This is a genomic window from Amycolatopsis circi (assembly GCF_003385235.1).
In the GTDB taxonomy this organism is placed as follows: domain Bacteria; phylum Actinomycetota; class Actinomycetes; order Mycobacteriales; family Pseudonocardiaceae; genus Amycolatopsis; species Amycolatopsis circi.
In genome coordinates, this window is record NZ_PQIA01000099.1 from 1 (window position 1) to 23,791 (window position 23,791).

Here is a 23,791-nt window from a genome sequence, read left to right on the forward strand (position 1 = left end):
CTCCCTGCGGTCTGGGGTTGCTTGTCAAGGCATCTTTCCCGCCTTGACAAGCAACCCCAGACCGTCAGCACAATTGGCTTCGGGGTGCCCCACCGCACCAAGGTCCGTGAGGGGAACCCTCACGGACTGCCTCGAATTCGGCCGGGACGGTCCCGCAGTGCCAGTCCGCCGAGAACGATTTTGCCGCGCCGGTTCGGTCGGGACGGTCCCGCAGCGTCAGTCCAGTCGGAACGATCCAGCGGCGTCGGCTTGGCCGGGGCCGTCCGACAGCGTCGACTCAGCCCCAGTAGGCGCTGTAACTCCGTTGTGCCACCTCGCTCGGTGACCATCCCAACACCCAACGCGCCCAAAACACCCCGCCCCCACAAAACTTCCCCGACGACTATTGCGTGTTCGGATAATCCGTGTTCGGATTAACCGCGTCCGGGGTCGGTGAGCCGGAGGCGGCTAGCGGGTAGGAGGTCAGCAGGTGGCGGCGAGTCAGTCTTTCGAGGTAGTGGTCGCCGGCGGCGGGTTGGGCGGGCTTTGTGCTGCCTTGTCGTTGCGGCAGCGCGGGTTGCGGGTCACGGTGGTCGAAGCGGCACCGCAGCTCGGGGAGATCGGGGCGGGGATTCAGACTGCGCCTAATGCCAGCCGGATCCTGATCGGGCTTGGGTTGCGGGCTGAGCTGCAGAAGGTTCGGTGCGAGCCGCAGGATCAGGTTCGGCGGCGGTGGGCGGACGGCAGCATTATCGCGCAGTTGCCGCTCGGGCAGCGGGTCGTCGATAAGTACGGGGCACCGTATTGGCATTACCATCGGGCGGATCTGCATTCCGTTCTCTTGCGGGCGTGCATTGATCCTGATGGCGCGGGGCCGGTCGTGAAAGTCGCTACTGCGGCGAAGGTGGTGGAGCTTGATCGCGGGAATCCGGAGAGGCCTGCCGTGGTCACCGAGGACGGGCGTCGGTTTGAAGGGGACGTTGTCGTCGGGGCGGACGGGATCCGGTCGGCAGTAAGGGATCTCGCCGGGTTTGACGACACGCTCGCGTTCTCCGGCGAGATGGCCTATCGGGCGTTGATTCCGGGCGATTCGATCGCGGCGGATCCGGCTACCCGGTTCCTGGTGGATCGTTATCATTCGACGATTTGGTACGGGCCGGACAAGCACCTCGTCCATTATATGATTCGCGGCGGCGAGTATCTGAACGTGGTGGCGATCGTGCCGTGCACGGAGGAAGTCGAGAAAAACTGGAGTGCGCCGGCCAGTGCGGAGCAACTCGCGGCCGAGTACTCCGATTGGGACGATCGCGTGCCGACGATGCTGTCCAAGGCCAAGGACGACGTCTCGGTCTGGGCGATGTACCGGCGTCGTCGCGATCCGGTGTGGGTGGACGGGCGCGTCGCGCTGCTCGGGGACGCTTGCCACGCAATGCTTCCGTATCAGGCGCAAGGTGCGTCGCAGGCGATGGAGGACGGGGCGGTTCTCGCGGAGGAGCTGGGGCAGGCTACCCGCGAAGGGATCGACAACGCGTTGACCCGGTACGTGCACCGGCGCGCCAAGCACGCGGGGATGGTGCAGGACGCCTCGCTGCAGAACATGAGTTTCTACCATCTTCCGGACGGTCCGGCGCAGCGCGAGCGGGACGAAAAGCTGCGAAGCTTCGACGGCGAGTCCGATGTGTCGTACGACTGGCTGTGGAACGGCACTCCGCTCAACGACCCCGACAACGAATCCATTCACTACCAGTTCGCCCGATAGCACATACGGCACACGCAGACTTCGCAAAGGAGCAAAGGCTATGCGTACCGGAGACCAGGTGGTCCAAGACTTGCCGTGGCGCTGGCGCGTCCAGGGCAAGATCTTCCTCATCGGCGGGCTCGGCTACATGTTCGACGCCTGGGACGTGGCGCTGAACGGATTCCTGACCCCGTTGGTGGGCACGGAATTCGGGCTGTCGGCCACGCAGCGGGGGTTCGTCGCTACCGCCAATCTGATCGGCATGGCGGTGGGGGCGGTCGTCTGGGGGACGGTCGCGGACCGGATCGGGCGCAAGCGGGCGTTCAGCATTACGTTGCTGTTGTTCGCGTTCTTCTCGGTGTTCGCGGCGGTGTCGCCGAATATCGAGGTGTTTTTGCTGCTGAGGTTCCTTGCCGGAGTCGGCCTCGGCGGGTGTATTCCGGTGGATTACGCCATTGTCAGCGAGTTTTCGCCGCGCAAGCAACGCGGGCGCGTACTGTCCGCAATGGACGGTTGGTGGCCGGTCGGCACTACGCTGGCGGGAGCTACCGCGACGCTGCTGGTTCCGGTTTCCGGGAACTGGCGGTGGATGCTGGTGTTGATGATCCTGCCCGCGTTGTTGTTGTTCTGGGCGCGGCGCGGGGTTCCGGAATCGCCGTTGTATCTGGTGCGCAAGGGTCGTGAGGCTGAAGCTCGGCTGGTTATCGACGATCTCGTCGAGCGCACTGGTGCGCCGAAGGAGCAGTACCGGATTCCGCCTGCGATCGAGGAAGACAAGCGCGGCGGCGGGTTGTTCGCGGCGGTCGATCAGTTGCGCCGGGTGTGGGCGTACAACCCGAAGGTCACCGGAGTCGCCTGGGCGTTGTTCATCACCGTGATGCTGGTGTATTACGCCGCGCTGAGCTGGATGCCGTCGATCCTCAAGGCGCAGGGGTTCGGGGAGATCGCCGCGTTCGCTTCGACCACTTTGATGAACGCGCTCGGTATCGTCGGCGTCGTGGTGGCGGTGTTGCTGGTGGACCGCATCGGCCGCAAGCGGGTGATCGCCGCGGCCGGGCCGCTCGCCGCGGTCACGCTGGTGATTTTCTCGCTGGTGCTCGGCTCGGCCGGGGCTTCGGTGGTGGCGATCGGCGCGTTCGGGCTGTTCTCGCTCGTCGTTATCCCGGTGATGTACGCGTTCGTGTCCGAGCTGTACCCGACGGAGCTGCGGGCATCGGGCTTCGGCTGGGCGTCGTCGTCCAGCCGGGCGGTCACCGGGTTCGCGCCGCTGCTGTTCGGCAGCGTGCTGTGGCCGGTGCTCGGGCTGCCGCTGACGTTCACGCTGCTCGGCCTGCTCGTTGTCGGCGCCGTGGTGTTCATGGTCTTCTGCGCGCCGGAAACCCGGGGCCGGGAACTGGACCACATCGACAGCGAGACCGCGCCCGCGCCGCACCAGTCCGAACTGGACGCAGTCTGATTCTCAGCAGCAGAAAGGGAATTGCATGAAGCCCGCCGCGTTCGCCTACCATCGGGCGCACGACGTCGCCGACGCCGTCGGCCTGCTTTCCGACCTCGCCGCGCAGGGGCGGGAGCCGAAAGCGATCGCGGGCGGGCAGAGCCTGATGCCGATGATGAGCTTCCGCCTGGCCCGCCCGAGCGACCTGGTCGACCTCGGACGGCTGCGGGACCTGCCGGGGATGACCGATATCGGGCACACCGGCTCGACGCTCCGCATCGGCGCGATGACGACGCACCGCACGGTCGAGCTAGCCGAACTTGACCCGGGTTTCGCGGTGCTGGCGGAGGCGATGCGGTACGTCGGGCACCTGCCGATCCGGTCCCGCGGCACGGTTGGCGGCAGCCTCGTGCACGGCGACGCGACTGCCGAGTGGTGCATGCTCGCGCTGCTGCTGGACGCGGTGATCGTCGCCGAAGGCCCGAACGGCCGCCGCGAGATCCCGGCGGGGGAGATGTTCTACGGCTTCTACGCGACCGCGGTGGAGGCGGACGAGGTCGTCACCGAGGTCCGGTTCACCAGGGCGGCGCCGAAGGCCGCGCTGACCGAGTTTTCCCGGCGGGCTGGCGATTTCGCGACGGTCGCGGCGGCGGTGACGCTCGAACCTCGCGCGGACGGATCGCTGGAAGGCGGCCGGGTGGTGCTCGGCGGGGTCGCGCCTGCACCGTTGCGGGTTCCGGAGGCGGAGGTGGTGCTGGCGGACGGGGCGCCGGGGCCGGAGTTGTTCGCGGCCTGCGGCCGGGCGGCGGCGGAGGCGATCGATCCGCGGAGCGACGCGCAGGGGAGTGCGGACTACCGGCGTGCGTTGACGAGGACGTTGGTGGCGCGAGGGCTGGCCCAGGCGTGGGAGAAGGGGGATCGGTGATGGCGAGCGAACCCGAGGCCGTGGCGGCGCGAAGCCAGGCGTGGGAGAGGGGAGACCGGTGAAGGCATCCGAAGAACCCCGGTTCGACGGCCGGGGCGGCAAGTGGATCGGCGCGTCCGTGCGCCGTCGCGAGGACCCGCGGCTGGTGACCGGCCGCGGACGGTTCGTGGATGACATCCACCTCCACGGCATGCTGCACGCCGGGTTCGTGCGCGCGACCGTCGCGCACGGCAAGATCACCGAACTCGATCTCAGCGCCACTCGTGAGGTGGACGGCGTCGTAGCCGCGTACTCGGCGGAAGACCTCCAGCTCGGCGACATGGTCGCGCTGCTGGACCGTCCGCCGGAGGAGTTCACGCCGACCACGATGCCGATCCTCGCGCGCGGCAAGGTGCGGTTCGTCGGCGAGCCGATCGCGCTGGTCATCGCGAAGGATCCGTACGCGGTGGAGGACGGCATCGAGGCCGCGCAGGTGAGCTACGAGGTCCTCGACGCCGTCGTGTCCGAGGAGACCGCGCTCGCCGACGACGCGCCGTTGGTGCACGAGGACGCGCCGAGCAACGTGCTGCTGGATGTCACGTCGTTCGACACGCCAGGGGTGGACGAAGCGTTCGAAGACGGGTTCGTCATCGAGCTTGTCACCCGGAGCGGACGGCAGAACGCGTTGCCGCTGGAGACGCGTGGCGCGGTGGCGTCCTGGGACGACCGCGACGAGCAGCTTCTCGTCCAGACCTGCAGTCAGGTGCCGCACCAGGTTCGCACGGTGCTGGCGCGTTCGCTGCGGATTCCGGAGCGCTCGGTTCGGGTGGTCGTTCCGGACATGGGCGGCGGCTTCGGACAGAAATGCGTTGTCGGGCGGGAGGAAATCGCGGTCGCGGCGGCGGCGAAACTGTTGCGGCGTCCGGTGAAATGGATCGAGGACCGCAGCGAAGCCCTCGCATCCGGCTTCCTCGCGCGCGAGCAGCGCTACCGTACGCGCGCCGCGTTCAGCGAGGACGGTCAGCTGACCGCGCTGGAGTCCGACATCGTGTGCGACATGGGCGCGTACTCGTGTTATCCGTTCACCGTCGGCATCGAACCGTTGATGGCGGCGGCGGAAATGCCGTCGGTGTACCGGGTTCCGGCGTATCGCGTCCGGGCGAGGGCGATCACCAGCAACAAAGCGCCGACCGCGCCGTATCGCGGGGTCAGCCGTCCGCAGTACGTCATGGTGATGGAGCGGATCATGGACCTGGCCGCGCGTCGGCTCGGCCTCGACCCGGTGGAGATCCGCCGTCGCAACGTGATCACCGAGTTCCCGTATACCGGCATCAACAAGGTCACCTATGACCCGGGCAGCTACCTCGAATCGTTGGAGCTGGGCGAAAAGATCCTCCGCGACGAGGGCTGGTACGAGCTGCGCGAGAAGAACCCGCACCTCGGCATCGGCTACAGCTGCTTTTCCGAGCGCACCGGCTACGGCTCCGAGGCGTTCGCCAAGCGGAAGATGACCGTCGTCCCGGGGTTCGACGTGAGCGAGATCCGGATGGACCTCACTGGCTCCGTCGTGGTCACCAGCGGCACGATCAACCACGGGCAGTCCCACGAAACGACGTTCGCGCAGATCGTCGCGGAACGGCTCGGCGTCGACCTCGCCAAGGTCAAGCTGCGTCAGGGCGACACCGAGCGGATTTCCTACGGCTGGGGCACTTTCGCCTCGCGATCGGTGACCATCGGCGGCTCGGCTGTGGCGACTGCGGCGACCCGGCTGGGTGAGCAGCTCTGCCTCATCGCGGCGCACCTGCTGGACACTCGCGTCGAGAACGTCGGTCTCGACGGCGACGGGGGAGTCATCCAGCTCGACGACCCCAGCCAGCGGCTGTCCTTCGAGGAGATCGCCGACGTCGCGTACCTGCGCAGCCACCTGCTGCCCAAGGAAGCCGAGCCGACGCTCACCGCCACCGCGGCGTTCGACGTCCCCGGTGACGGCACGTTCTCGAACGCCACACACGCCGTCGTGGTCGAGGCCGATCCGGGCACCGGGCAGGTGAAAATCCTCCGCTACGCCTGCGTCGAGGACTGCGGCGTGGTGATCAACCCGAAGGTGGTCGACGGGCAGGCGCGCGGCGGCATCGCGCAGGGCATCGCCGGCGCGCTGTTCGAGGAGGTCACCTACGCGGAGAACGGCGAACCGTCGGCGGCGAGCTTCATCGACTACCTCGTCCCGACCGCCGCGGAGATCCCCGACATCACCGTCGACCACCTCGAAACCCCTTGCGCCTTCACCGAAAGCGGCGCGAAGGGGGCCGGGGAGGGCGGTACGATCGGCGCGCCCGCGGCGGTGCTGAACGCGGTCAACGACCTTCTCTGGCACACCGGGGTCCAGCTGGAGCAGACCCCGATCCACCCCGAGTCCGTCCTGGCCGCGCTGGCCGCGGCCGACCGGGAGAAAGCGGGTACCGGCGCATGACCGACAAGCAGTTGATCGTCCTGAACGTCAACGGCGAGGAGCACGAGCTGCTCGTCGAACCCCGGTGGACGCTGCTCGATGTGTTGCGGCACAACGTGGGTCTCACCGGCACGCATGTCGGGTGCGAGCACGGCGTGTGCGGGGCGTGCACGATCCTGGTCGACGGCGAACCGGTGCGCGCCTGCCTGATGTACGCCGTGCAGGCGGAAGGCGGCGCGATCCGGACGGTCGAAGACCTTGGCACGCCGGAAGAACCGAACGATCTGCAGCAGGCGTTCTCGGAACACCACGGCCTGCAGTGCGGATTCTGCACGCCCGGCTTCCTCATGCTCGCCGAAGGGTTCCTCGCCCAGGAACCGTCGCCGACGCGGGAGGAGATCCGGGAGACGGTGTCGTCGAACCTGTGCCGCTGCACCGGGTATCAGACCATTGTGGACGCGATCGAGGCCACCGCCGCGAAGCGGTCCACCGAATCCGGCAAGAAAGAGGACGCCGTCCGATGATTCTCGAGAACACCCTTGACCTTCCCGGCGACCCGGACACGGTGTTCGCGCTGCTCAACGACGTCGAGCGGGTCGCGGGCTGCCTGCCCGGCGCGGTGCTGGAGGGCCGGGACGGCGAGTCCTACCTGGGCAAGGTCAAGTTCAAGGTCGGCCCGGTCAGCGCCGCGTACGCGGGCAAGGTCCGGTTCACCGAGATCGCCGAGGGCGAGCGGCGGCTGCGGCTGTCGGCCCGGGGCGCGGACAGCCACGGGAACGGCGACGCGGAAGCGGACGTCACGCTGACTCTGGTGCCCGGACCGAAAGGTTCGTCGCTGAATCTGCACACGGATCTCGTGGTGCGGGGCAAGATCGCGCAGTTCGGCAAGGGCGCGATCAGCACGGTTTCGAACCGAATCCTGCAGCAGTTCGCGCAGAATCTCGGCCAGCTGCTGGAAAACGGCGGTACCGCACCAGCACCGACCACGACTGTTGCTGCGCCTGCTTCGGATTCGCTCGACGGCCTGGCGATGCTGCTTCCGCCCAACGCGAAGCGCTACCTCCCGGTCGTCGCGGCGGGCGCGCTCGGCCTGTTCCAGGGCTGGCTGCTCGGCCGGGTCCGGTCGCAGAACAAACTGATCAAGGAGCTGCTGCGTGAACGCGCCTGAAAACGGACTGCACGGCGCCGAGACCGACCAGACCTACGCCCGCGCGGGTTTCGGCGCTTCGGTGCCGAGAGGAATCGCGCCGGTGCTGGTCGTGGTCGACCTGACTCGCGGCTTTACCGAACCGGAGTTTCCTTCTGGCGCAGACCTTTCCGCCGAAGTCGAAGCCGCCGACGTGCTGGTCCGGGCCGCCCACGAGAGCGGTACCCCGGTCGTCTACACCGCGATCAGCTACACCGCTGCCGAGGCCGACGGCGACGCGATCGCGTGGCTGCACAAGGCTCCCGGCATGCGCAGCCTCCGCGAGGGAAGCCCCGAAGTGGCGCTCGACCCCAGGCTGGAACAGCGCGACAGCGACCACCTGATCGTCAAGAAGGGCGCGTCCGCGTTCCACGGAACGAGCCTCGCCGCGCTGCTCACCGGCCTCGGCGCGGACACCGTGCTGGTCTGCGGCGCGACGACCTCTGGTTGCGTACGAGCCACCGCGGTCGACGCTGTCCAGTCCGGCTTCAACACGCTCGTCGTCCGCGAAGCCTGCGGCGACCGTGCGCGTGGACCGCACGATGCCGCTCTCTTTGACCTGCAAGCCAAATACGCCGACGTGATCGGCTTGGGCGAGGGCGTTGAGCTGCTCGCCAAGGCCCGCTGAACCCCGGAAGGAGTTCCCGCATGTCCTCAGTTTCCGACCGGGTGCTGACCCAGCCCGCGCTCGCCGAACTGGCGAACGTCCCGGCATCCAGCGTCTGGGTGCGGTCCGGCAGCGTCCGGCTGCACGTCCTCGACTACGGCCCGGCCGACGGCGTCCCGCTCGTGATCCTGCCCGGGATCACCAGCCCGGCGATCACCATGGACTTCGTCGCCCGCGAGCTGACCGACCTGGTCCGCCCGCTGGTGCTCGACATCCGCGGCCGCGGCCTGTCCGACGACGCTCCCGACACCGGTCCGCTGCACGGCTACGACCTCGACGCCTACGCCGCGGATGTCGACGCCGTCATCGACCAGCTTCAGCTGTCCGAGCCGTTGCTGCTCGGCCACTCGATGGGCGCGAGGATCGCTGCCAAGGCCGCGCCTTCGGGGCAGGGCACCATTCTGGTGGACCCGCCGATGAGCGACGCGGACCGGCCGTATCCGACCACTTTGGACACTTTCGCCGCGCAGCTCGACCAAGCCCAGCGCGGAACCGACGCGGACGAGGTCGCCGCGTCGTGGCCCCGGTGGCCGCGCCGGGAACAGGAACTGCGCGCCGGATGGCTCGCGTCGTGCTCCCGGACCGCGATCGCCACGACGCACGCGGGTTTCGAGTCCGAGGAATTCCTTCCGCTGTGGGAAAAACTGGCCGGACCGGCCGTGCTGCTGTTCGGTGCGGACAGTCCCGTGGTGACGCAGGCGGACGTCGCCGCGCTGGCGGAGGCCAACCCGGCGCATCCGCTCGTGGGAGTCGAGAACGCCGGGCACATGATCTTCTGGGACGAACCGCGGCCCGCCCTGCAGGCCCTGCGCTCGGCGCTGAAAGACCTGCTCGCCGCTCGCTCACCCGACGTGCCGTGAAGGACTCCTTGAGGGAATCAGATTCCCTCAAGGAGTCCTTCACGGACCTTGGCACATTTCGCGTACTCGGATAGTACGTATTCGGACGATATAGGAGGTCGCCATGGACCAGAACCTGTTCAACGACATCTGCTTGCGCCAGCTGACTTTTTCGGGCGTGCACGAGGGCGAGACGGTCGTCGTGCTGACGCGCGGCGCCGAGCGCGCGGAGTACGCGGACGCCTTCCTCTGGGCCGCCCAGCAGCTCGGCGCGGCGACCTATCACCTGCGGCTTCCGCCGCCGGCGAGCGCGTCCGGCGCGTGGGCGGTCGGGGACTCCGGTCTTGACCAGCTGCCGCTCGCGGTGGAGGCGCTGAAGGCCGCCGACATGGTCGTGGACTGCACGTTCCTGCTGTTCAGCGAGGAGCAGTTCGCGATCCAGGCCGCTGGAACCCGGATTCTGACCGCCGTCGAACCGCCGGAGCTGCTGGCCCGGCTGATGCCGACGAAGGAGCTGCGCGAGCGCGTGGAGATCGGCGCGGAACTGCTGGCCAAGGCCAAGACCATGCGGATCACCAGTCCACACGGGACGGACGTCACCTACCAGCTGGGCGTGTACCCGACGATGAGCGAGTACGGCTACACCGACCAGCCGGGCCGCTGGGACCACTGGCCCGCGGCGTTCGTCTTCACCGGCGGTTCGGACGACGGCGTGGACGGCAAGATCGTGCTCGCGCCCGGCGACGTGCTGCTGCCGTTCAACACCTACGTGCAGACGCCGGTCGAGCTGACCATCGAAAAGGGCTTCATCCAGGACATCCGCGGCGGCGCGGGCTCGTCCGGCCTCGACGCCGACCTGCTGCGCAGCTACATCGAATCGTTCCACGACCCGCGCGGCTACGGCATGTCGCACGTCGGCTGGGGCCTCGACGAGCGGGCGCACTGGCACGGCCTGACGCAGTTCCCCGGCGGCATGGGCATGGAGCTGCGCAGCTTCTACGGCAACGTGATGTTCTCGATCGGCCCGAACAACGAACTCGGCGGCCCGAACGACACGGCGTGCCACTTCGACATCCCGATGCGCGGCAACAGCCTGTACCTCGACGACGAGCTGATCGTCGACGCGGGCGAGCTGACCGTGAAGGACATGCGCCCGGCGGCGAAGCGATGACCGACCACCACATCGGGATGATCGTCCCGAGTTCCAACCTGACGATGGAAACCGAGCTGCCGCGGATGCTGCGCGCCCGCGAGGAGCGGTACCCGGAGGACCGGTTCGTCTTCCACTCCGCCCGCGCGCGGATGCAGCACGTGACGCCGGAGCAGTTGCGCGCCATGAACGCCCAGGCGGAACGCGCGGCCACCGAACTGGCCGACGCGCGACCTGGCGTTGTGGCGACGGCGTGTCTGGTCGCGATCATGGCGCAGGGGCCGGGTTATCACTGCACTGCCGAGGATTCGATCACCTCGGCGTTGCGCGCGGAAGGCTCGGACGCGCCGGTGGTTTCGTCGGCCGGAGCGCTGTTGTCCGGGATCGCCGCGTTGGAGGCGAAGCGGGTCGCGATCGTTACGCCGTACATGAAGCCGTTGACGCAGGCGGTGATCGAGTACCTGGAGGACGCGGGCGTCGAGGTGGTCGACTCGCTGTCGTTGGAGGTGCCCGACAACCTGGCGGTGGCGCGGCTGGATCCGGCGGATCTGCTTGAGCACTACCGGAAACTGGACCTGACTCGGGCGGACGCGTTGGTGTTGTCGGCTTGTGTGCAGATGCCTTCGCTGCCGTCGATCCAGCCGGTTCAGGATGCGGTGGGGATCCCGGTGCTGTCGGCGGCTACGGCTACGACGTTCCGGATTCTCAGCGAGCTGGGCGTGCGGCCGGAGGTGCCGCGGGCGGGGCATTTGCTGAGCGGGAAGGTTTCCGCGGCGCAGGCCGCGTAGGACGAGGCGGGTGCGGGCTGGCTTGGTCCGCGCCCGCCTGGTCCGCGGGGAAACTCCGCCGGAATCCGCCGCCTGGACGAGTTCGGCGTTGCCCGGAGCGGGGGAGGCGTCCGGCGACTGTCCGGTGTCTTCGATCCCGGTCCGGATCCCGTGGCCCCGCGGCTCACCGCCGACGAAGCCGCGCCGATCCCGTCCTGCTCCAGCGTGATCTCCGCGCGCCACGATCGCCTCCATCTCGGTCGCCTGCGCGAAGCCCATCCGCGCGCGGCGATCAGTTCGCCGATCCCCGGCTCGCCCCGGCCGGGATGAGGTTCGGCAGCTTCGTCCATGACGAAACTTGCTGGTGGTGCCGTCGCGGATCGGGTTCGGTCTCGGCGAAGGTCGTCATCGAAACCGGTACCCCGGACACCGCGAGCGGACCGCACGCAAGGCCTGGGCGACCGGGCCTTCGAATGATCTGAAGGCCGTCCACCGCATCCGGGATCGGTCGCGACCGGTAGTCGGCCACGTCGACGTCGCTGGCGCGAGCGCGCTCGCCCAGGTCGGCGCACCATTCTCCGTGGTCGGCCGCGAAGCCGGGCCCCGAACGGCGGCCCGTCCGGCGCGAAGCCGGTCCGGGCCGGTCACGGTGGCGGCTGGGCAGCGCGGAAGTTCTCGCGTGCTCCAGCCTGCGCCCTCTCGCGGCCTCGGCCGAGCCGGACGCCGGGAAACGCTCGCAGTTTCGCGTCCGGGTGATTGCCGTGCGGCGCAACGGGTAACCGGAGGTTTCCCGACACCCGAGGAGGCAGCATGGCCGCACCCACCCGAACAGATCTGATCACCGTGATCACCGACGACCACCGCGACGTCGAGCGGGTCTTCGCCGAACTCGAGCGCGAGCCCGAGGCGGGCAACCGGAAAGACGTGGTCGACCACGTGATCGCCGAGCTGGTCCGGCATTCGGTCGCGGAGGAACAGCTCATGTACCCGGCCGCGCGCAAGCACCTCGACGACGGCGACGAGATCGCCGACCACGAGATCGAGGAGCACGCCGAGGCCGAGAAGCTGATGAAGCAGCTGGAGCGCAAGAATCCCGGCGAGCCGGAGTTCGAGGAATTGCTCGGCAAGCTCATCGCCGAGATCCGCCACCACATCAAGGACGAGGAGAACGACCTGCTGCCGCGGCTGCGGGACGCCTGCTCGGACGAGGAGCTGGACCAGCTCGGCGAGCGGGTGCTGGCGGCGAAGAAGGTCGCGCCGACCAGGCCGCATCCCCACGCGCCGAGCAAGCCGCCGGCGAATCTGATCCTCGCGCCGGGCGCGGCGTTCGTCGACAAGATCCGCGACGCGCTGACCGGCCGGAAGAGCTGACTGGACGGAAGAGCTGAAAGATGACTGACGACGTGTTCGTGCTCGGGCTTGACGAGGAGAACGAGCGCATCCTGAAAAGACTCCCGTCCGCGGCAGGGCTGCGGTTCCGCCCGCTGCTCAGCCCGGACGAGCTGCAGCACGGCGAGATCGACTTCCCGGACCTGATGAAGAAGGCCCGCCAGCAGCTGGACGATTTCGACGGCGAACCCGCCGCGATCGTGACCTACTGGGACTTTCCGGCCGCCACGATGGCGCCGCTGCTGTGCGAGGAGCGCGGCCTCCCGCACGTTCCGTTGCCCGCGGTGCTCAAATGCGAGCACAAGTACTGGAGCAGGCTCGAGCAGCGGAAGGTGATCGACGAACTGCCGCCGTTCGGCATCGTCGACCTGGACGGGGATCCGCAGCCGCCGCCGGGGGTGGACTTCCCGATGTGGCTGAAGCCGGTCAAGGGATTCTCGTCGGAATTGGCGTTTCACGTGCGGGACAAGCAGAGCTTCGTCGAAGCCGTCGAGGAACTGCGGGAGGGTGTCGGGCGGGTCGGGGACCCGTTCGAGGACGTGTTGCGCCAGGTCGACCTGCCGCGCGAGATCGCCGAGGTCGGCGGGGCCGCGTGTCTGGCCGAGGCCGAACTGCACGGGGTGCAGGCGGCGGTCGAAGGCTACGTCTGGAAGGGCGAGGTGCACGTCTACGCCGCGCTCGACTCGGTCGATTTCCCCGGCCGGTCTTCGTTTCTGCGGCACCAGTACCCGTCGCAGCTGCCGGACGAGACGGTCCGGCGGATGGCTGACATCGGCGAGCGCGTGATGCGCCAGTTCGGCTTCGAGAACGGCACGTTCAGCATCGAGTTCTTCTGCGACCTGCAGTCCGGGCAGGTGTGCCTGCTGGAGATCAATCCGCGGCACTCGCAGTCGCACGCGGAGCTGTTCGAGCTGGTCGACGGCGTGGCCAACCACGAGATCATGGTCCGGCTCGGGCTCGGCCAGGAACCGGGCTTCCCGCGCGGCCGCGGGCAGTACCACATCGCCGGCCGCTGCTACCTGCGCCGTTTTGACGGCGACGCGGTGGTGACTCGGATCCCGACCGAGGCCGAGATCGCCGCGCTGTGCGAGGAACTCGGCGGCACGACGATCTCGGTCACGCCGGAGGAGGGCCAGCGGCTGTCGGATCTGCCGGAGCAGGACAGCTACTCCTTCGAGCTGGCGGAGCTGATCATCGGCGCGGACACCGAGGAAGAACTCGAGGCGAAGTACCGCAAGTGCGGCGAGCGGCTGCGCTTCGAGTTCGAGGACTGAACGGGAGGACCGAAGGTGGACGGCGACGTCGAGACGCTGTATGAGAACCAGCTGTGGAAGAACCGCGTCGAGGGGCATCAGCGCGCGGCGAACACGACGAAGTCCCGTGCGGAAGCGGTGAAAACGGGACGGCACATGGCGAAGGCTCGACGGTCTGTCCACATTGTCCGTACGGAGGACGGGGCAGTGGCAAGCCGCGACGACTACCGCACTAGTCGTCGCGGCGTGTCGCTGCCGCTGGAATGACCTGCGGTTATCGGCGGAGGATGCGTTCCAGATGGTTGCGCGCTTGGCGGCCTTCGGGGATTTGCTGCATGAGCCAGTTGTGGAACATGCCGGGGTACTCGGCGTAGTCCACGTGGATCCCGGCGTCGCGGGCGCGGGAGGCGAAGCGGCGGGCGTCCGGCAGGAGGACGTCGCGGGTGCCGATGAACAGGCTGAACGGCCCCAGCCCGGTCAGGTCCGCGTACAGCGGGCTGATCCGCGGGTCGTGCGGGTCGGTGCCTTCGGCGTACATGTCGCCCGCCTCGCGCAGGCCGGTAATGCCGAGCATCGGGTCGTGTTCGTCCAGTACGACCGAAATCGGGTCTTCCAGTGTCACGTCCAGCCACGGCGAGATCAGGATCGTCTGCTTCGGCTGCGGCCGTCCCTCGTCCCGGAGCCGCTGCGCGACCGACAGCGCGAGCGCGGCACCGGCGGAATCCCCGGACAGGACGGTGTTTTCCGCCGGCTCGGCACCAAGCGTTTGCTCGAACGCGGCCTGTACCATGGGGATCGTCTCGACGTTGCTGTGCCGCGGGACGAGCGGGTAGATCGGCAGCGTGACCGTGCAGCCGAGCCGGCGCACCAGGTCGGCGGCGAATTCCCAGTGGTGTGATTCGATCTCTTCGACGTAGCCGCCGCCGTGCAGATGGAACACGTGCAGCCCGGCCTTGGCACGCGGCCGCACGGTCCAGCACGCGAACCCGTGCACCTCGCGGTGTTCGAGGTCGAAGTGCTTGCGCAGCTTCCGCGGCGGGCGGGCTTGCGACGGCCGCTGGTGGCGGTGCAGGCGCTGGTGCAGCACGCGGGCGTCGTCGTAGAAGGCCTTCTGCCTCGTCGCGCGCAGGTACGCCTGATACAACTGGGCTTTCATGCTGATCATGTGCGACGGGTACCCGTTCTCCCGCTGTGGGCAACACCGTTTCGGCCGCGCCGCACCGGGTACCCGGCAGGCATGATCACGCGCGCACTTCCCTCGCTGCCGTACGAGATCATCGAGGACGAGGACGTCCGGATCCCGGTTTCGGACGGCACCCGGCTCGCGGCGCGGATCTGGCGGCCCGCCGGATCGGAATCGCTGCCTGTGCCGGGGATCGTCGAGTACATCCCGTACCGCAAGCGAGACCTGACCTCCGTCCGCGACTCGATCCACCATCCCTATCTGGCCGGGCACGGCTACGCGTGCGTGCGCGTCGACCTGCGCGGCTCCGGGGAGTCGGAAGGCGTGCTCGCGGACGAATACCTGGAACAGGAGCAGCAGGACGCCGAGGACGTGCTGGCCTGGCTGGCCGACCGGCCGTGGTGCGACGGGCACACCGGCATGATGGGCCTCTCGTGGGGCGGGTTCGCCGCGCTGCAGGTCGCGGCGCGGAAACCGCCGAGCCTGGGCGCGATCGTCATCTCCTCGTTCACCGACGACCGGTTCGCCGACGACATGCACTACATGGGCGGCTGCCTGTTGTCGGACAACATCGCCGAGTCCGGCACGATGTTCGGCGAGGCGACGATGCCGCCCGACCCGGCGCTGGTGGGGGACCGCTGGCGCGACATGTGGCGCGAACGGCTGGAAAACTGCAGCCTGTGGGCCGAGCAGTGGCTGCGGCATCAGCGTCGCGACAGCTATTGGCGGCACGCCTCGGTTTCCGAGGACTACTCCGGGGTGCAGTGCCCGGTGCTCGCGTCCAGCGGCTGGGCCGACGGGTACTCCAACGCGGTCACCCGGCTGCTGGCGCATCTCGACGTGCCGTGCCGGGGGCTGATCGGGCCGTGGTCGCACAAGTACCCGCACCTCGGCGAGCCCGGCCCGGCGATCGGCTACCTGCAGGAGGTCGTGCGCTGGTGGGACCACTGGCTCAAGGACGTCGACAACGGCGTGATGGACGGTCCGGTGCTGCGCACGTGGATGCAGGAGAGCGTCCCGCCGTCGACGTCCTATGAGGACCGTCCCGGACGCTGGGTCGGCGAGGCGGAATGGCCTTCGCCGCATGTTCGGCCGACGGAGTACGCCTTGGCGCGGCACCGGCTCGCCCAGCCCGGCGAGTCAGTGGCCGAGGAGCAGTTGAGCGTCGCGTCGCCGTTGTCGGTCGGGCAGTTCGCCGGGAAATGGGCGTCTTACAGCGCGCCGCCGGACCTGCCGTACGACCAGCGCGAAGAGGACGGCGGGTCGCTGGTGTTCGACACGGACGTGCTCACGGAGCGTTGCGAAATCCTTGGCGCACCAAGGGTCAGGCTGCGGGTTTCGGCGGACCGGCCGGTGGCGATGGTGGCCGCGCGGCTGTCGGACATCGCCCCGGACGGCCGGGCGACGCGGGTCACGTACGGTCTGCTGAACCTCACTCACCGCGACGGCCACGAGGAACCGAAACCGCTTGCCCCGGGCGAAGAGTGCACTGTGGACTTCGAGCTGAACGGGGTGGCGCAAGCGTTTCCGGCCGGCCACCGGATCCGGCTGGCACTGTCCACTTCGTACTGGCCGCTCGCGTGGCCGCCGCCGGAGCCGGTCACCCTGAACGTGCGGACCGGCGCCAGCGCGCTGACCCTGCCGGTGCGGCCGACCGGCGAACCGGACGAGGTCGCTCCGGACGAATTCGGCGAGCCGGAAGGGACGCCGCCGGTGCCGACCACGCAGGTCAGCCAGCCGGAGCAGGAGTGGACGGTGTCGCGGGACCTCGTCGAGTACCGCTCGGCGCTGGACGTGGTGAAGAACTCCGGCACGATCCGGTACGACGACATCGGCCTGGAGATCACGCGGGACGTGCACGAGCGCTACACCTGGGTGGCGGACGACTTCTGTTCCCCGGTCGCGGAGACGTCGTGGACGGTGACGTTCGAGCGGGACAACTGGCTGGTCCGGACGGAGACTTACACGCGGGTCAGCTGTACGCCGGAGGAGTTTGTGATCGACGCGCAGCTGGACGGATATGAGGGGGACCGGCGGCTGGTGTCGCGGAATTGGCATCGGAGGGTGCCGCGCGACCTCCTGTGACGCGGTTTTATTCGACGAGCTGTTCGGAGACCGCCCGGTTCCCGATAGCGACGGGTTCCCGGGCGGCTCCGTCGGCGACCTTCCGCAGCGTCGCGGCGGCCGTCTTGAACAACGGCTGCTTCGACACCGGGTCCCAGTCCGTGATGGTCAGCTCGTTGGCCGCACGGACGCCGTCCGCGCCCGTCGGGTCGGCGGTGTCCCAGTAGCCGTAATGGAACGGCAGGAACAGCACCCCGTCGCGGATGTCGCACGGGCGCGCCTTGGCCTGGACGCGTCCGCGCGGGGTGCGGATTTCGATCAGGTCGCCCTCGGTGATCCCGGCGCGTTCGGCGTCCCGGCAGGACAGTTCGGCCCAGACCGCCGGTGCGGCGGTTTCCAGCTGCGGCGCGCGGCCGGTCTTCGTCCGCGTGTGGAAGTGGTACAGGGTCCGTCCGGTGATCAGCGCGAACGGGTAGCCGGCGCTGGGCGGTTCGGTCGGCACCAGGTACTCCGCGGGCTTGAGCATCGCTTTGCCGTGCGGGTTGTACTCGCGGTATTCCTCCGGCTTGACCGGCTCGCCGGTGTGCAGGTCTTTGCCGTACTCCTCGCAGTAGTCCGGATCGGCGAAGAACTTCCCGTCGGCGTAAAGCCGTTCGGTACCGTCCGGGTGGGCTTCGTTGCAAGGCCACTGGATTCCGCTGACGACTCGGAGCTTCTCGTAGGACAGTCCACTGTAGTCACAAGGACGTCCGGCGGATGCCTTCTGCCAAGCGGCGTAAGCGGATTCGGCATCGTGCCACGGAGGGAAGGCTGCACCGTCTTGGTCGTGTAGATCCATCCGGCGGGCGTAGTCGAGGAAGATGTCGAGGTCTGGCCGCGCTTGCCCAGGCGGGTCGACGGCCTTCTCGGACAGATGCACGGTGCGGTCGGCGTTCGTGAACGTCCCGGTTTTCTCGCCCCACATCGCGGCGGGCAGCACCACGTCGGCGAATTCCGTGGTTTCGGTGCGGAACGCGTCCTGCACGACCAGGAAAAGGCTGTCTTGGCCGAGGATCCGTCGGACCCGCGCGAGTTCGGGCAGCGACACGGCGGGGTTGGTCGCGGAGATCCACCAGAATCGCAGGTCGCCGCTCTCGGCGAGGCTGAGCATCTTCATCAGGTGGGTCGGCGGGCCGTCGTGCGGGATCTGTTCCCTCGGCACGTTCCACAGCCGCGCCAGCTGCTCGACGTGCGCGTCGTTGTTCCAGTTCCGGAACCCGGTGAGATCGCCGTCCGCCCCGCATTCGCGCGTGTTCTCGGCGGTCGGCTGGCCGTTCATCTGCAGCACGCCGCAACCCGGCTTGCCCAGCATTCCGCGCAGCAGCACGAGGTTGTTCACTTGGACCGCAGCGGCCGTTGCCTGGTGCGATTGGTAGAACCCTTGCAGGACCGTGCACAGCAGCCGCTCGGCAGTGCCGACCAGCCTTGCCGCGGCGCGGATTTCGTCGGCCGGGACGCCGCAGATCGACGCCGCGCGCTCGGGCGGGTAGTCGCGGACGACCTTGACGAGATCGTCGTACCCGACGGTGTGCTGGTCGATCCACGCGTCGTCGCACCAGCCGTGGAGGATGACGTCGTGCAGGATTCCGTTCATCAGCGCGACATTCGTGCCGGGCAGCGGAGCCAGATGCAGTTCGGCGGCATCCGCGACCGGGGTCTTCCGCGGATCGACGCAGAGCAGGCGCGGCGGTCGCGGACCGGCGAGCCGGTCAAGGATGCGGGACCACAACACCGGTTGCGTCGCCGCGACGTTGTGTCCGAAAAGTGCGATGACGTCGGCGTGGTCGATATCCGTATAGGACGAAGGTTGACCGTCGCAGCCGAAGCTTTCCTTCAGCGATTCGCCCGCGGTCGCGGTGCACAGCCGGGTGTTGCCGTCGAGATGATTGGTACCGAGCCCGCCGCGGGCGATCGCGGCCAGCGTGTAGTACTCCTCGGCGAAAAGCTGCCCGCTGGTGTAGAAACCGAGCGAACTGGGGCCTTCGGTGTCGAGCAACGTGCGGCTGTGCTGGACGATCCGGTCCATCGCTTCGTCCCAAGTGGACTCGCGGAGCACGCCGTCGTCGCGCACGAGCGGCACCCGTAGCCGGTCCGGCGCGTTGTTGGCCTGCCAGCCGAAGAGATCCTTGGGGTCGAGCCGTCCGTGGTTGACGCGATCGTCGGCCCGGCCGCGCACACCGGCGATCCGGCCGTCCTTCACCGCGATGTCCAGGCCGTCGCCGTTCGAGTGCAGGACCGCAGCGGTACGGACCCAGCGGTCGACGTCGCCCACCGCCAAACCGTCGGCGAGATGGCAGTCCACCCGCACCGGCCAGTCCTCGCCCGGACCGTACGGCGTGCGCGTGCCCCATGGTTCGGCGATTCCGTCCCGCACCCTGTCTCCCTCTTCCAGCCGACCCGCGCGGGTACCCCGGCAGGCGGTGGCCAAACTCCGGGTTTCGCCCGCGACCTCTCGGGTACGCCGCCGGGAGGAGGCGCGCGAAGGAGGTCCTGCCAGATGACTGAGCACCGGACGCTCGTAGTCCTGGACGAAGGTGCGCAGGGCGAGGTCCCGCCGGGCTGGCGGCAGGCGGCCCCGGAGCACCGGATCGTGCACTGCCCGCCGGACCGGGCTCCCGCGCTGCTCGAACAGGCCGCCGGCCCCCGTCCGCTGGCCGACGTGGTGGCAGGCGGCCAATGGGTTCCGGTCGCGTTGCGACTCGCGGAGCGATACCCGGACGCGGTGCGGTCGGTGCTGCTCGTCGGACCCGATCCGGAGGGCAACGGCCGTGCGTCGCGCGAGTGGTTCGCCGCGCACGGCACGCGCGTCGCTTCGGTGCGCGAGGCCGGGGTCGAGGTCGAGCTGCTGCCGCCCGGCCCGGCCGGTGCGCCGCTGACCGAACCCCGGGTCGCGGCGGCGCTGGCGGCGACGCTCGACCGGCTCCCCGCGGTGCGCCGCCCGGACTGGTGACCTGAGGAGGCAACGGATGAAGGCTGTGGTGTGGCACGGAACCGGAGACATCCGGCTCGACCAGGTGCCCGACCCGAAGATTCTCGAACCCAGCGACGCGATCGTCCGCATCACGCGCAGCGCGATCTGCGGCACCGACCTGCACTTGGTGCGCGGAACCATGCCCGGCATGGTCGAGGGGACCGTGCTCGGGCACGAGGCGGTGGGCGTCGTCGAAGAGGTCGGGCCCGCGGTGCGGGGATTCTCGCCCGGCGACCGCGTGGTGATCCCCTCGACCGTCTCGTGCGGCACGTGCTCCTACTGCCGCGCCGGTTACCACGCGCAGTGCGACCGTGCGAACCCGAACGGCCCGTCCGCGGGGACCTGCTTCTTCGGCGGGCCGGAAGCGACCGGTCCGGTCGACGGGCTGCAGGCCGAGTACGCGCGGGTCCCGTTCGCGATGACGTCGCTGGTCCGCATCCCGGACGCGGTGAGCGACGACCGCGCGATCCTGCTGTCCGATATCTTCCCGACCGCGTGGTTCGGCGCGCGGCTGGCCGAGGTCGGCCGCGGGGACAGCGTGCTGGTGCTCGGTGCCGGGGCGGTCGGCCAGTTCGCGATCGCTTCGGCGAAACGGCAGGGCGCCGGCCGGGTGTTCGCGGTCGACGGCATCGCGTCGCGGCTGGACAAGGCGCGCGAGCAGAACGCCGAGACGATCGACTTCAACGAGGACGACCCGGTCGCGCTCGTCCGCGAACTCACCGGCGGGATCGGCGTGGACCGCGTGATCGACGCGGTCGGCGTGGACGCGGAACGGCCGAAAACCGGCCCCGCGGCACCGGCGGACAGCGACAAGTTCGAGCAGGAACGCGCCGCGGTCGCGCCGGACGCGGCGCCGGACGGCGACCTGTGGGTCCCCGGCGACGCGCCGAGCCAGGCCGCGCGCTGGGCGGTGGACGCGGTCGCGAAGGCGGGCAGCATCGGCGTGATCGGGGTCTACCCGCCGGGGTTCGAGGGCTTCCCGTTCGGGACCGCGATGAACAAGAACCTCACCATCCACATGGGCAACTGCAACCACCGCCGCTACCTGCCGGAGTTGCTGGACTTGGTGCGCACGGACGTCGTCGACCCGACCGCGTTCATCACGCGCCGCGAGGAGCCGACGGCGGCGATCGAGGCGTACGAGTCGTTCGACCGGCGCGAGGACGGCTGGCTCAAGACTGTGCTGGAGGCGGCATGACGGACGAGCGGCACCCCGAACAGCAAGCGGCGAACCAGCGCCGGACGCAGATCGACAACGACGAGGAACGCCCGCCCCGGCGGCCGGAACCGGAGAGCCCGCTGGAGGACGAGGAAGGCCGGTCGAAGCGCGGGCACCCGCAGCTGGGCGACAACTTCCGCGGCGAAAGCTGACCGGGCGGCGCCCGTCCCGTGGTCCGTGAGGGGAGCCCTGAGGGACTCAGAGTCCGTCAGGGTTCCCCTCACGGACGGCGGGCCGGTTCAAGCGGGCGCGTCTTCGGCCGGGTGACGATTTCCGCGGGCGAGAGCTGACCGGGATACCCCCGGCAAGGCCTGGTTTAACGTCGAATCCGCGCGGTTAAGCCAAGGCCCATGAGGATCTTGCTCTGGCACGTGCACGGCTCGTGGACCGACGCGTTCGTCCGAGGCGGGCACGAGTACTTCGTCCCGGCGAGCCCGGACGGAGCGCCCTGGGGGCTGGGCCGCGCGGGGCGGGACTGGCCCGCGGTGACCGAGGTCCCGGTGGACCGGCTCGCGGACGCCCGGCCCGACGTGGTCGTGCTGCAGCGGCCGGAGGAAGCCGCGTTCGTCCGGCCGCAGCTCGGCTCGCGGGTGCCCATGGTGTACGTCGAACACAACGCGCCCCGGCACGGCGCCGCGGTGTCGCGGCATCCGATGGCCGGGCAGGACGAGGTGCCGATCGTGCACGTCACCTCGTACAACGCGCTCATGTGGGACAACGGGATCGCGCCGGTCGCGGTCATTCCGCACGGCATCCCGGACCCGGGCGAGCGCTACACCGGCGAGCTTCCCGCCGGCGCGGCGATGATCAACGAACCGCGCCGCCGCGCCCGCGTGACCGGTGCCGACCTGCTGCCCGCGTTCCGCGAAATCGCGCCGGTCAACGTGTTCGGCATGGGCACCGACGGCCTGCCCGGCGGACAAGGCGACGTGCGCCCGCCGCGGCTGCACGACGAACTCGCCCGGCACCGCGTGTACCTGCACACCGCGCGCTGGACGTCGCTCGGCCTGTCGCTGCTGGAGGCGATGCACCTGGGCATGCCGATTGTCGCCGTCGCCTCCACTGAGGCGCCTTCGGCGGTGCCGCCGGACGCCGGGGTGGTGTCCGCCGACATCGAAGTGCTCGCGCGACGGTTCCGCGAGCTGGTGCACGAACCGGATTTTGCCGTACTGGCTGGGAAAGCGGCCCGCGAACACGCGCTGGCGCACTTCGGTCTCGACGCGTTCCTGTCGCGCTGGGACCGCCTGCTCGCTGAAACCGTCCCCGTTGCGGAAGGAGTCTGATGAGGATCTCGATGGTGTCCGAACACGCCAGCCCGCTCGCCGCACTGGGGGAGGAGGACGCGGGCGGGCAGAACGTCCACGTGGCCGGCCTTTCCGCGGCGCTGGCCCGCGGCGGACACGACGTGACTGTCTACACGCGACGCGACGACCCGGCCGCACCCTCCACAGTGGACGCTCCGGCGGGCTACCGCGTCGTGCACGTTCCGGCCGGACCGGCGCGCCGGCTGCCGAAGGACGAGTTGTTGCCGCACATGGGGGAATTCGGGAGCTGGCTGCGGGACCGGTGGACCGAGGAACCGCCGGATGTGGCGCACGCGCACTTCTGGATGTCCGGCGTGGCGACCGTCCTCGCCGCGCGCGAGGCCGGGGTGCCGACGGTGCAGACCTTTCACGCGCTGGGCGTGGTGAAGCGGCGGCATCAGGGGGACGCGGACACGAGCCCGCCGGACCGGATGCGGCTGGAGCGGATGGTCGGCAAGCAGGTCGACCGGATTGTCGCCACCTGCTCGGACGAGGTGTTCGAACTGGCTCGCCAGGGGGTGCCCCGGCAGCGGATCTCGGTGGTGCCGTGCGGAGTCGACCTGGACCGGTTCGGCTCCGGGGGCCCGGTTGCTCCGCGGACCGCGCCCAAGCGGCTGGTGTCGGTCGGGAGGTTGGTGCCGCGCAAGGGGTTCGACCTGGCTATCGCTGCCTTGCCGCGGGTGCCGGACACTGAGCTGGTGATCGCGGGCGGACCGGCTTCCGGGGCGCTGTCAAAGGATCCGGAAGCGCAGCGGTTGCGGCGGCTGGCGGAGCGGCTCGGGGTGGCTGATCGGGTGCAGCTGGCAGGTCAGGTCAGCCGGGCTGAGATGCCAGCGTTGTTGCGTTCGGCGGATGCGGTGCTGTGCACGCCTTGGTACGAGCCGTTCGGCATTGTGCCCCTGGAGGCGATGGCTTGCGGCGTGCCGGTGGTGGCTGCCGCGGTCGGGGGTTTGACGGACACGGTGGTGGACGGGATCACCGGGCGCTTGGTGCCGCCAAGGGATCCGGTCCGGCTCGCGGTCCGATTGCGGGCGTTGCTGGACGAGCCCGCCGAGCTGGAGGCATTGGGGACGGCGGGACAGGAGCGGGTCCGGGCGAGGTACTCGTGGGACCGGATCGCGGCGGAGACTGTGCGGGCGTATGAGAAGGCGACGCCGGTCGGGGCGGCCGGGCTGGCCGCTGTGCGCTGACTGGCAGCCGGGTGTCCGTGAGGGGAACCCTGAGGGACTCTGATTCCCGCAGGGTTCCCCTCACG

21 protein-coding genes are annotated in these 23,791 nt (G+C 69.3%); 19 read left to right on the forward strand and 2 right to left on the reverse strand.

All coding sequences use genetic code 11. The annotated features are described in order from the left end of the window. The first annotated feature begins 469 nt into the window (after nt 1-469). The 13 genes from D0D37_RS32350 (at nt 470) to D0D37_RS32410 (ending at nt 14,023) form a co-directional block, all read left to right on the forward strand. Nucleotides 470-1,738 (forward strand): FAD-dependent monooxygenase, encoded by a 1,269-nt coding sequence (locus D0D37_RS32350; RefSeq protein ID WP_116204399.1) that lies wholly within the window; start codon nt 470-472, stop codon nt 1,736-1,738. A 40-nt stretch (nt 1,739-1,778) separates the two neighbouring features. After that, the gene (locus D0D37_RS32355) at nt 1,779-3,173 is read left to right on the forward strand and encodes an MFS transporter (protein ID WP_116204400.1); all 1,395 of its coding nucleotides are present in this window, start codon (nt 1,779-1,781) and stop codon (nt 3,171-3,173) included. A 25-nt stretch (nt 3,174-3,198) separates the two neighbouring features. Beyond that, complete coding sequence (locus tag D0D37_RS32360) at nt 3,199-4,077, forward strand: FAD binding domain-containing protein (RefSeq protein WP_116204401.1); 879 nt, start codon at nt 3,199-3,201, stop codon at nt 4,075-4,077. Between the two features lie 58 nt (nt 4,078-4,135). Continuing rightward, on the forward strand, nt 4,136-6,526 hold the full coding sequence (locus tag D0D37_RS32365) for a xanthine dehydrogenase family protein molybdopterin-binding subunit (protein ID WP_116204402.1): 2,391 nt from the start codon (nt 4,136-4,138) through the stop codon (nt 6,524-6,526). Beyond that, nucleotides 6,523-7,029 carry a (2Fe-2S)-binding protein gene (locus D0D37_RS32370; RefSeq protein ID WP_116204403.1) on the forward strand — a complete coding sequence of 169 codons (507 nt, stop codon included), beginning with the start codon at nt 6,523-6,525 and terminating at the stop codon, nt 7,027-7,029. The genes D0D37_RS32365 and D0D37_RS32370 overlap by 4 nt, the downstream gene beginning before the upstream one ends. Next, nucleotides 7,026-7,673, forward strand: coding sequence for an SRPBCC family protein (locus D0D37_RS32375; protein ID WP_116204404.1), 648 nt, complete (start codon nt 7,026-7,028; stop codon nt 7,671-7,673). Before D0D37_RS32370 ends, D0D37_RS32375 begins: the two co-directional genes overlap by 4 nt. Next, complete coding sequence (locus D0D37_RS32380; RefSeq protein WP_116204405.1) at nt 7,660-8,319, forward strand: isochorismatase family protein; 660 nt, start codon at nt 7,660-7,662, stop codon at nt 8,317-8,319. The genes D0D37_RS32375 and D0D37_RS32380 overlap by 14 nt, the downstream gene beginning before the upstream one ends. 20 nt (nt 8,320-8,339) lie before the next feature. Further along, nucleotides 8,340-9,218, forward strand: coding sequence for an alpha/beta fold hydrolase (locus tag D0D37_RS32385; protein WP_116204406.1), 879 nt, complete (start codon nt 8,340-8,342; stop codon nt 9,216-9,218). Between the two features lie 103 nt (nt 9,219-9,321). Next, on the forward strand, nt 9,322-10,368 hold the full coding sequence (locus D0D37_RS32390) for a 2,5-dihydroxypyridine 5,6-dioxygenase NicX family protein (protein ID WP_116204407.1): 1,047 nt from the start codon (nt 9,322-9,324) through the stop codon (nt 10,366-10,368). After that, entirely contained in the window at nt 10,365-11,135 is a 771-nt protein-coding gene (locus D0D37_RS32395) for a maleate cis-trans isomerase family protein (RefSeq protein ID WP_116204408.1), read from the forward strand. Before D0D37_RS32390 ends, D0D37_RS32395 begins: the two co-directional genes overlap by 4 nt. A 789-nt stretch (nt 11,136-11,924) precedes the next feature. Beyond that, nucleotides 11,925-12,485 carry a hemerythrin domain-containing protein gene (locus tag D0D37_RS32400; protein ID WP_116204409.1) on the forward strand — a complete coding sequence of 187 codons (561 nt, stop codon included), beginning with the start codon at nt 11,925-11,927 and terminating at the stop codon, nt 12,483-12,485. A 20-nt stretch (nt 12,486-12,505) separates the two neighbouring features. Continuing rightward, nucleotides 12,506-13,777 (forward strand): ATP-grasp domain-containing protein, encoded by a 1,272-nt coding sequence (locus tag D0D37_RS32405; protein ID WP_116204410.1) that lies wholly within the window; start codon nt 12,506-12,508, stop codon nt 13,775-13,777. A 15-nt stretch (nt 13,778-13,792) separates the two neighbouring features. Then, nucleotides 13,793-14,023 (forward strand): DUF2188 domain-containing protein, encoded by a 231-nt coding sequence (locus tag D0D37_RS32410; protein ID WP_116204411.1) that lies wholly within the window; start codon nt 13,793-13,795, stop codon nt 14,021-14,023. Between the two features lie 7 nt (nt 14,024-14,030). On the opposite strand, the gene D0D37_RS32415 is transcribed toward D0D37_RS32410, so the two are convergent. Further along, nucleotides 14,031-14,921, reverse strand: coding sequence for an alpha/beta hydrolase (locus D0D37_RS32415; RefSeq protein ID WP_116204412.1), 891 nt, complete (start codon nt 14,919-14,921; stop codon nt 14,031-14,033). Between the two features lie 72 nt (nt 14,922-14,993). Here D0D37_RS32415 and D0D37_RS32420 point away from each other — a divergent pair, with 72 nt between their 5' ends. Then, entirely contained in the window at nt 14,994-17,024 is a 2,031-nt protein-coding gene (locus tag D0D37_RS32420) for a CocE/NonD family hydrolase (protein ID WP_116204413.1), read from the forward strand. Between the two features lie 7 nt (nt 17,025-17,031). Here the strand turns inward: D0D37_RS32420 and D0D37_RS32425 are convergent, their stop codons facing one another. Beyond that, nucleotides 17,032-19,416 (reverse strand): molybdopterin oxidoreductase family protein, encoded by a 2,385-nt coding sequence (locus D0D37_RS32425; protein WP_116204414.1) that lies wholly within the window; start codon nt 19,414-19,416, stop codon nt 17,032-17,034. A 123-nt stretch (nt 19,417-19,539) separates the two neighbouring features. On the opposite strand from D0D37_RS32425, the gene D0D37_RS32430 reads away from it, so the two are divergent. From D0D37_RS32430 to D0D37_RS32445, 5 genes are all read left to right on the forward strand, one after another. Next, nucleotides 19,540-19,992: a hypothetical protein gene (locus tag D0D37_RS32430; RefSeq protein WP_116204415.1), complete on the forward strand. Its 453-nt coding sequence runs from the start codon at nt 19,540-19,542 to the stop codon at nt 19,990-19,992. A 16-nt stretch (nt 19,993-20,008) separates the two neighbouring features. Continuing rightward, nucleotides 20,009-21,211 carry a zinc-dependent alcohol dehydrogenase gene (locus D0D37_RS32435; protein WP_116204416.1) on the forward strand — a complete coding sequence of 401 codons (1,203 nt, stop codon included), beginning with the start codon at nt 20,009-20,011 and terminating at the stop codon, nt 21,209-21,211. After that, complete coding sequence (locus D0D37_RS46910) at nt 21,208-21,384, forward strand: hypothetical protein (protein WP_162834574.1); 177 nt, start codon at nt 21,208-21,210, stop codon at nt 21,382-21,384. The genes D0D37_RS32435 and D0D37_RS46910 overlap by 4 nt, the downstream gene beginning before the upstream one ends. A 198-nt stretch (nt 21,385-21,582) precedes the next feature. Continuing rightward, nucleotides 21,583-22,515: a glycosyltransferase gene (locus tag D0D37_RS32440; RefSeq protein WP_116204417.1), complete on the forward strand. Its 933-nt coding sequence runs from the start codon at nt 21,583-21,585 to the stop codon at nt 22,513-22,515. Beyond that, the gene (locus D0D37_RS32445) at nt 22,515-23,726 is read left to right on the forward strand and encodes a glycosyltransferase (protein ID WP_116204418.1); all 1,212 of its coding nucleotides are present in this window, start codon (nt 22,515-22,517) and stop codon (nt 23,724-23,726) included. The genes D0D37_RS32440 and D0D37_RS32445 overlap by 1 nt, the downstream gene beginning before the upstream one ends. Nucleotides 23,727-23,791: the final 65 nt, after the last annotated feature.

Bases quoted from the DNA above. Each gene is read 5' to 3' on its own strand.
- D0D37_RS32360 (WP_116204401.1), top strand. From the start codon at position 3,199: ATGAAGCCCGCCGCGTTCGCCTACCATCGGGCGCACGACGTCGCCGAC.
- D0D37_RS32430 (WP_116204415.1), top strand. From the start codon at position 19,540: ATGACTGAGCACCGGACGCTCGTAGTCCTGGACGAAGGTGCGCAGGGC.
- D0D37_RS32405 (WP_116204410.1), top strand. From the start codon at position 12,506: ATGACTGACGACGTGTTCGTGCTCGGGCTTGACGAGGAGAACGAGCGC.
- D0D37_RS32370 (WP_116204403.1), top strand. From the start codon at position 6,523: ATGACCGACAAGCAGTTGATCGTCCTGAACGTCAACGGCGAGGAGCAC.
- D0D37_RS32390 (WP_116204407.1), top strand. From the start codon at position 9,322: ATGGACCAGAACCTGTTCAACGACATCTGCTTGCGCCAGCTGACTTTT.
- D0D37_RS46910 (WP_162834574.1), top strand. From the start codon at position 21,208: ATGACGGACGAGCGGCACCCCGAACAGCAAGCGGCGAACCAGCGCCGG.
- D0D37_RS32400 (WP_116204409.1), top strand. From the start codon at position 11,925: ATGGCCGCACCCACCCGAACAGATCTGATCACCGTGATCACCGACGAC.
- D0D37_RS32445 (WP_116204418.1), top strand. From the start codon at position 22,515: ATGAGGATCTCGATGGTGTCCGAACACGCCAGCCCGCTCGCCGCACTG.
- D0D37_RS32440 (WP_116204417.1), top strand. From the start codon at position 21,583: ATGAGGATCTTGCTCTGGCACGTGCACGGCTCGTGGACCGACGCGTTC.
- D0D37_RS32385 (WP_116204406.1), top strand. From the start codon at position 8,340: ATGTCCTCAGTTTCCGACCGGGTGCTGACCCAGCCCGCGCTCGCCGAA.
- D0D37_RS32355 (WP_116204400.1), top strand. From the start codon at position 1,779: ATGCGTACCGGAGACCAGGTGGTCCAAGACTTGCCGTGGCGCTGGCGC.
- D0D37_RS32420 (WP_116204413.1), top strand. From the start codon at position 14,994: ATGATCACGCGCGCACTTCCCTCGCTGCCGTACGAGATCATCGAGGAC.
- D0D37_RS32375 (WP_116204404.1), top strand. From the start codon at position 7,026: ATGATTCTCGAGAACACCCTTGACCTTCCCGGCGACCCGGACACGGTG.
- D0D37_RS32415 (WP_116204412.1), bottom strand. From the start codon at position 14,921: ATGATCAGCATGAAAGCCCAGTTGTATCAGGCGTACCTGCGCGCGACG.
- D0D37_RS32395 (WP_116204408.1), top strand. From the start codon at position 10,365: ATGACCGACCACCACATCGGGATGATCGTCCCGAGTTCCAACCTGACG.
- D0D37_RS32435 (WP_116204416.1), top strand. From the start codon at position 20,009: ATGAAGGCTGTGGTGTGGCACGGAACCGGAGACATCCGGCTCGACCAG.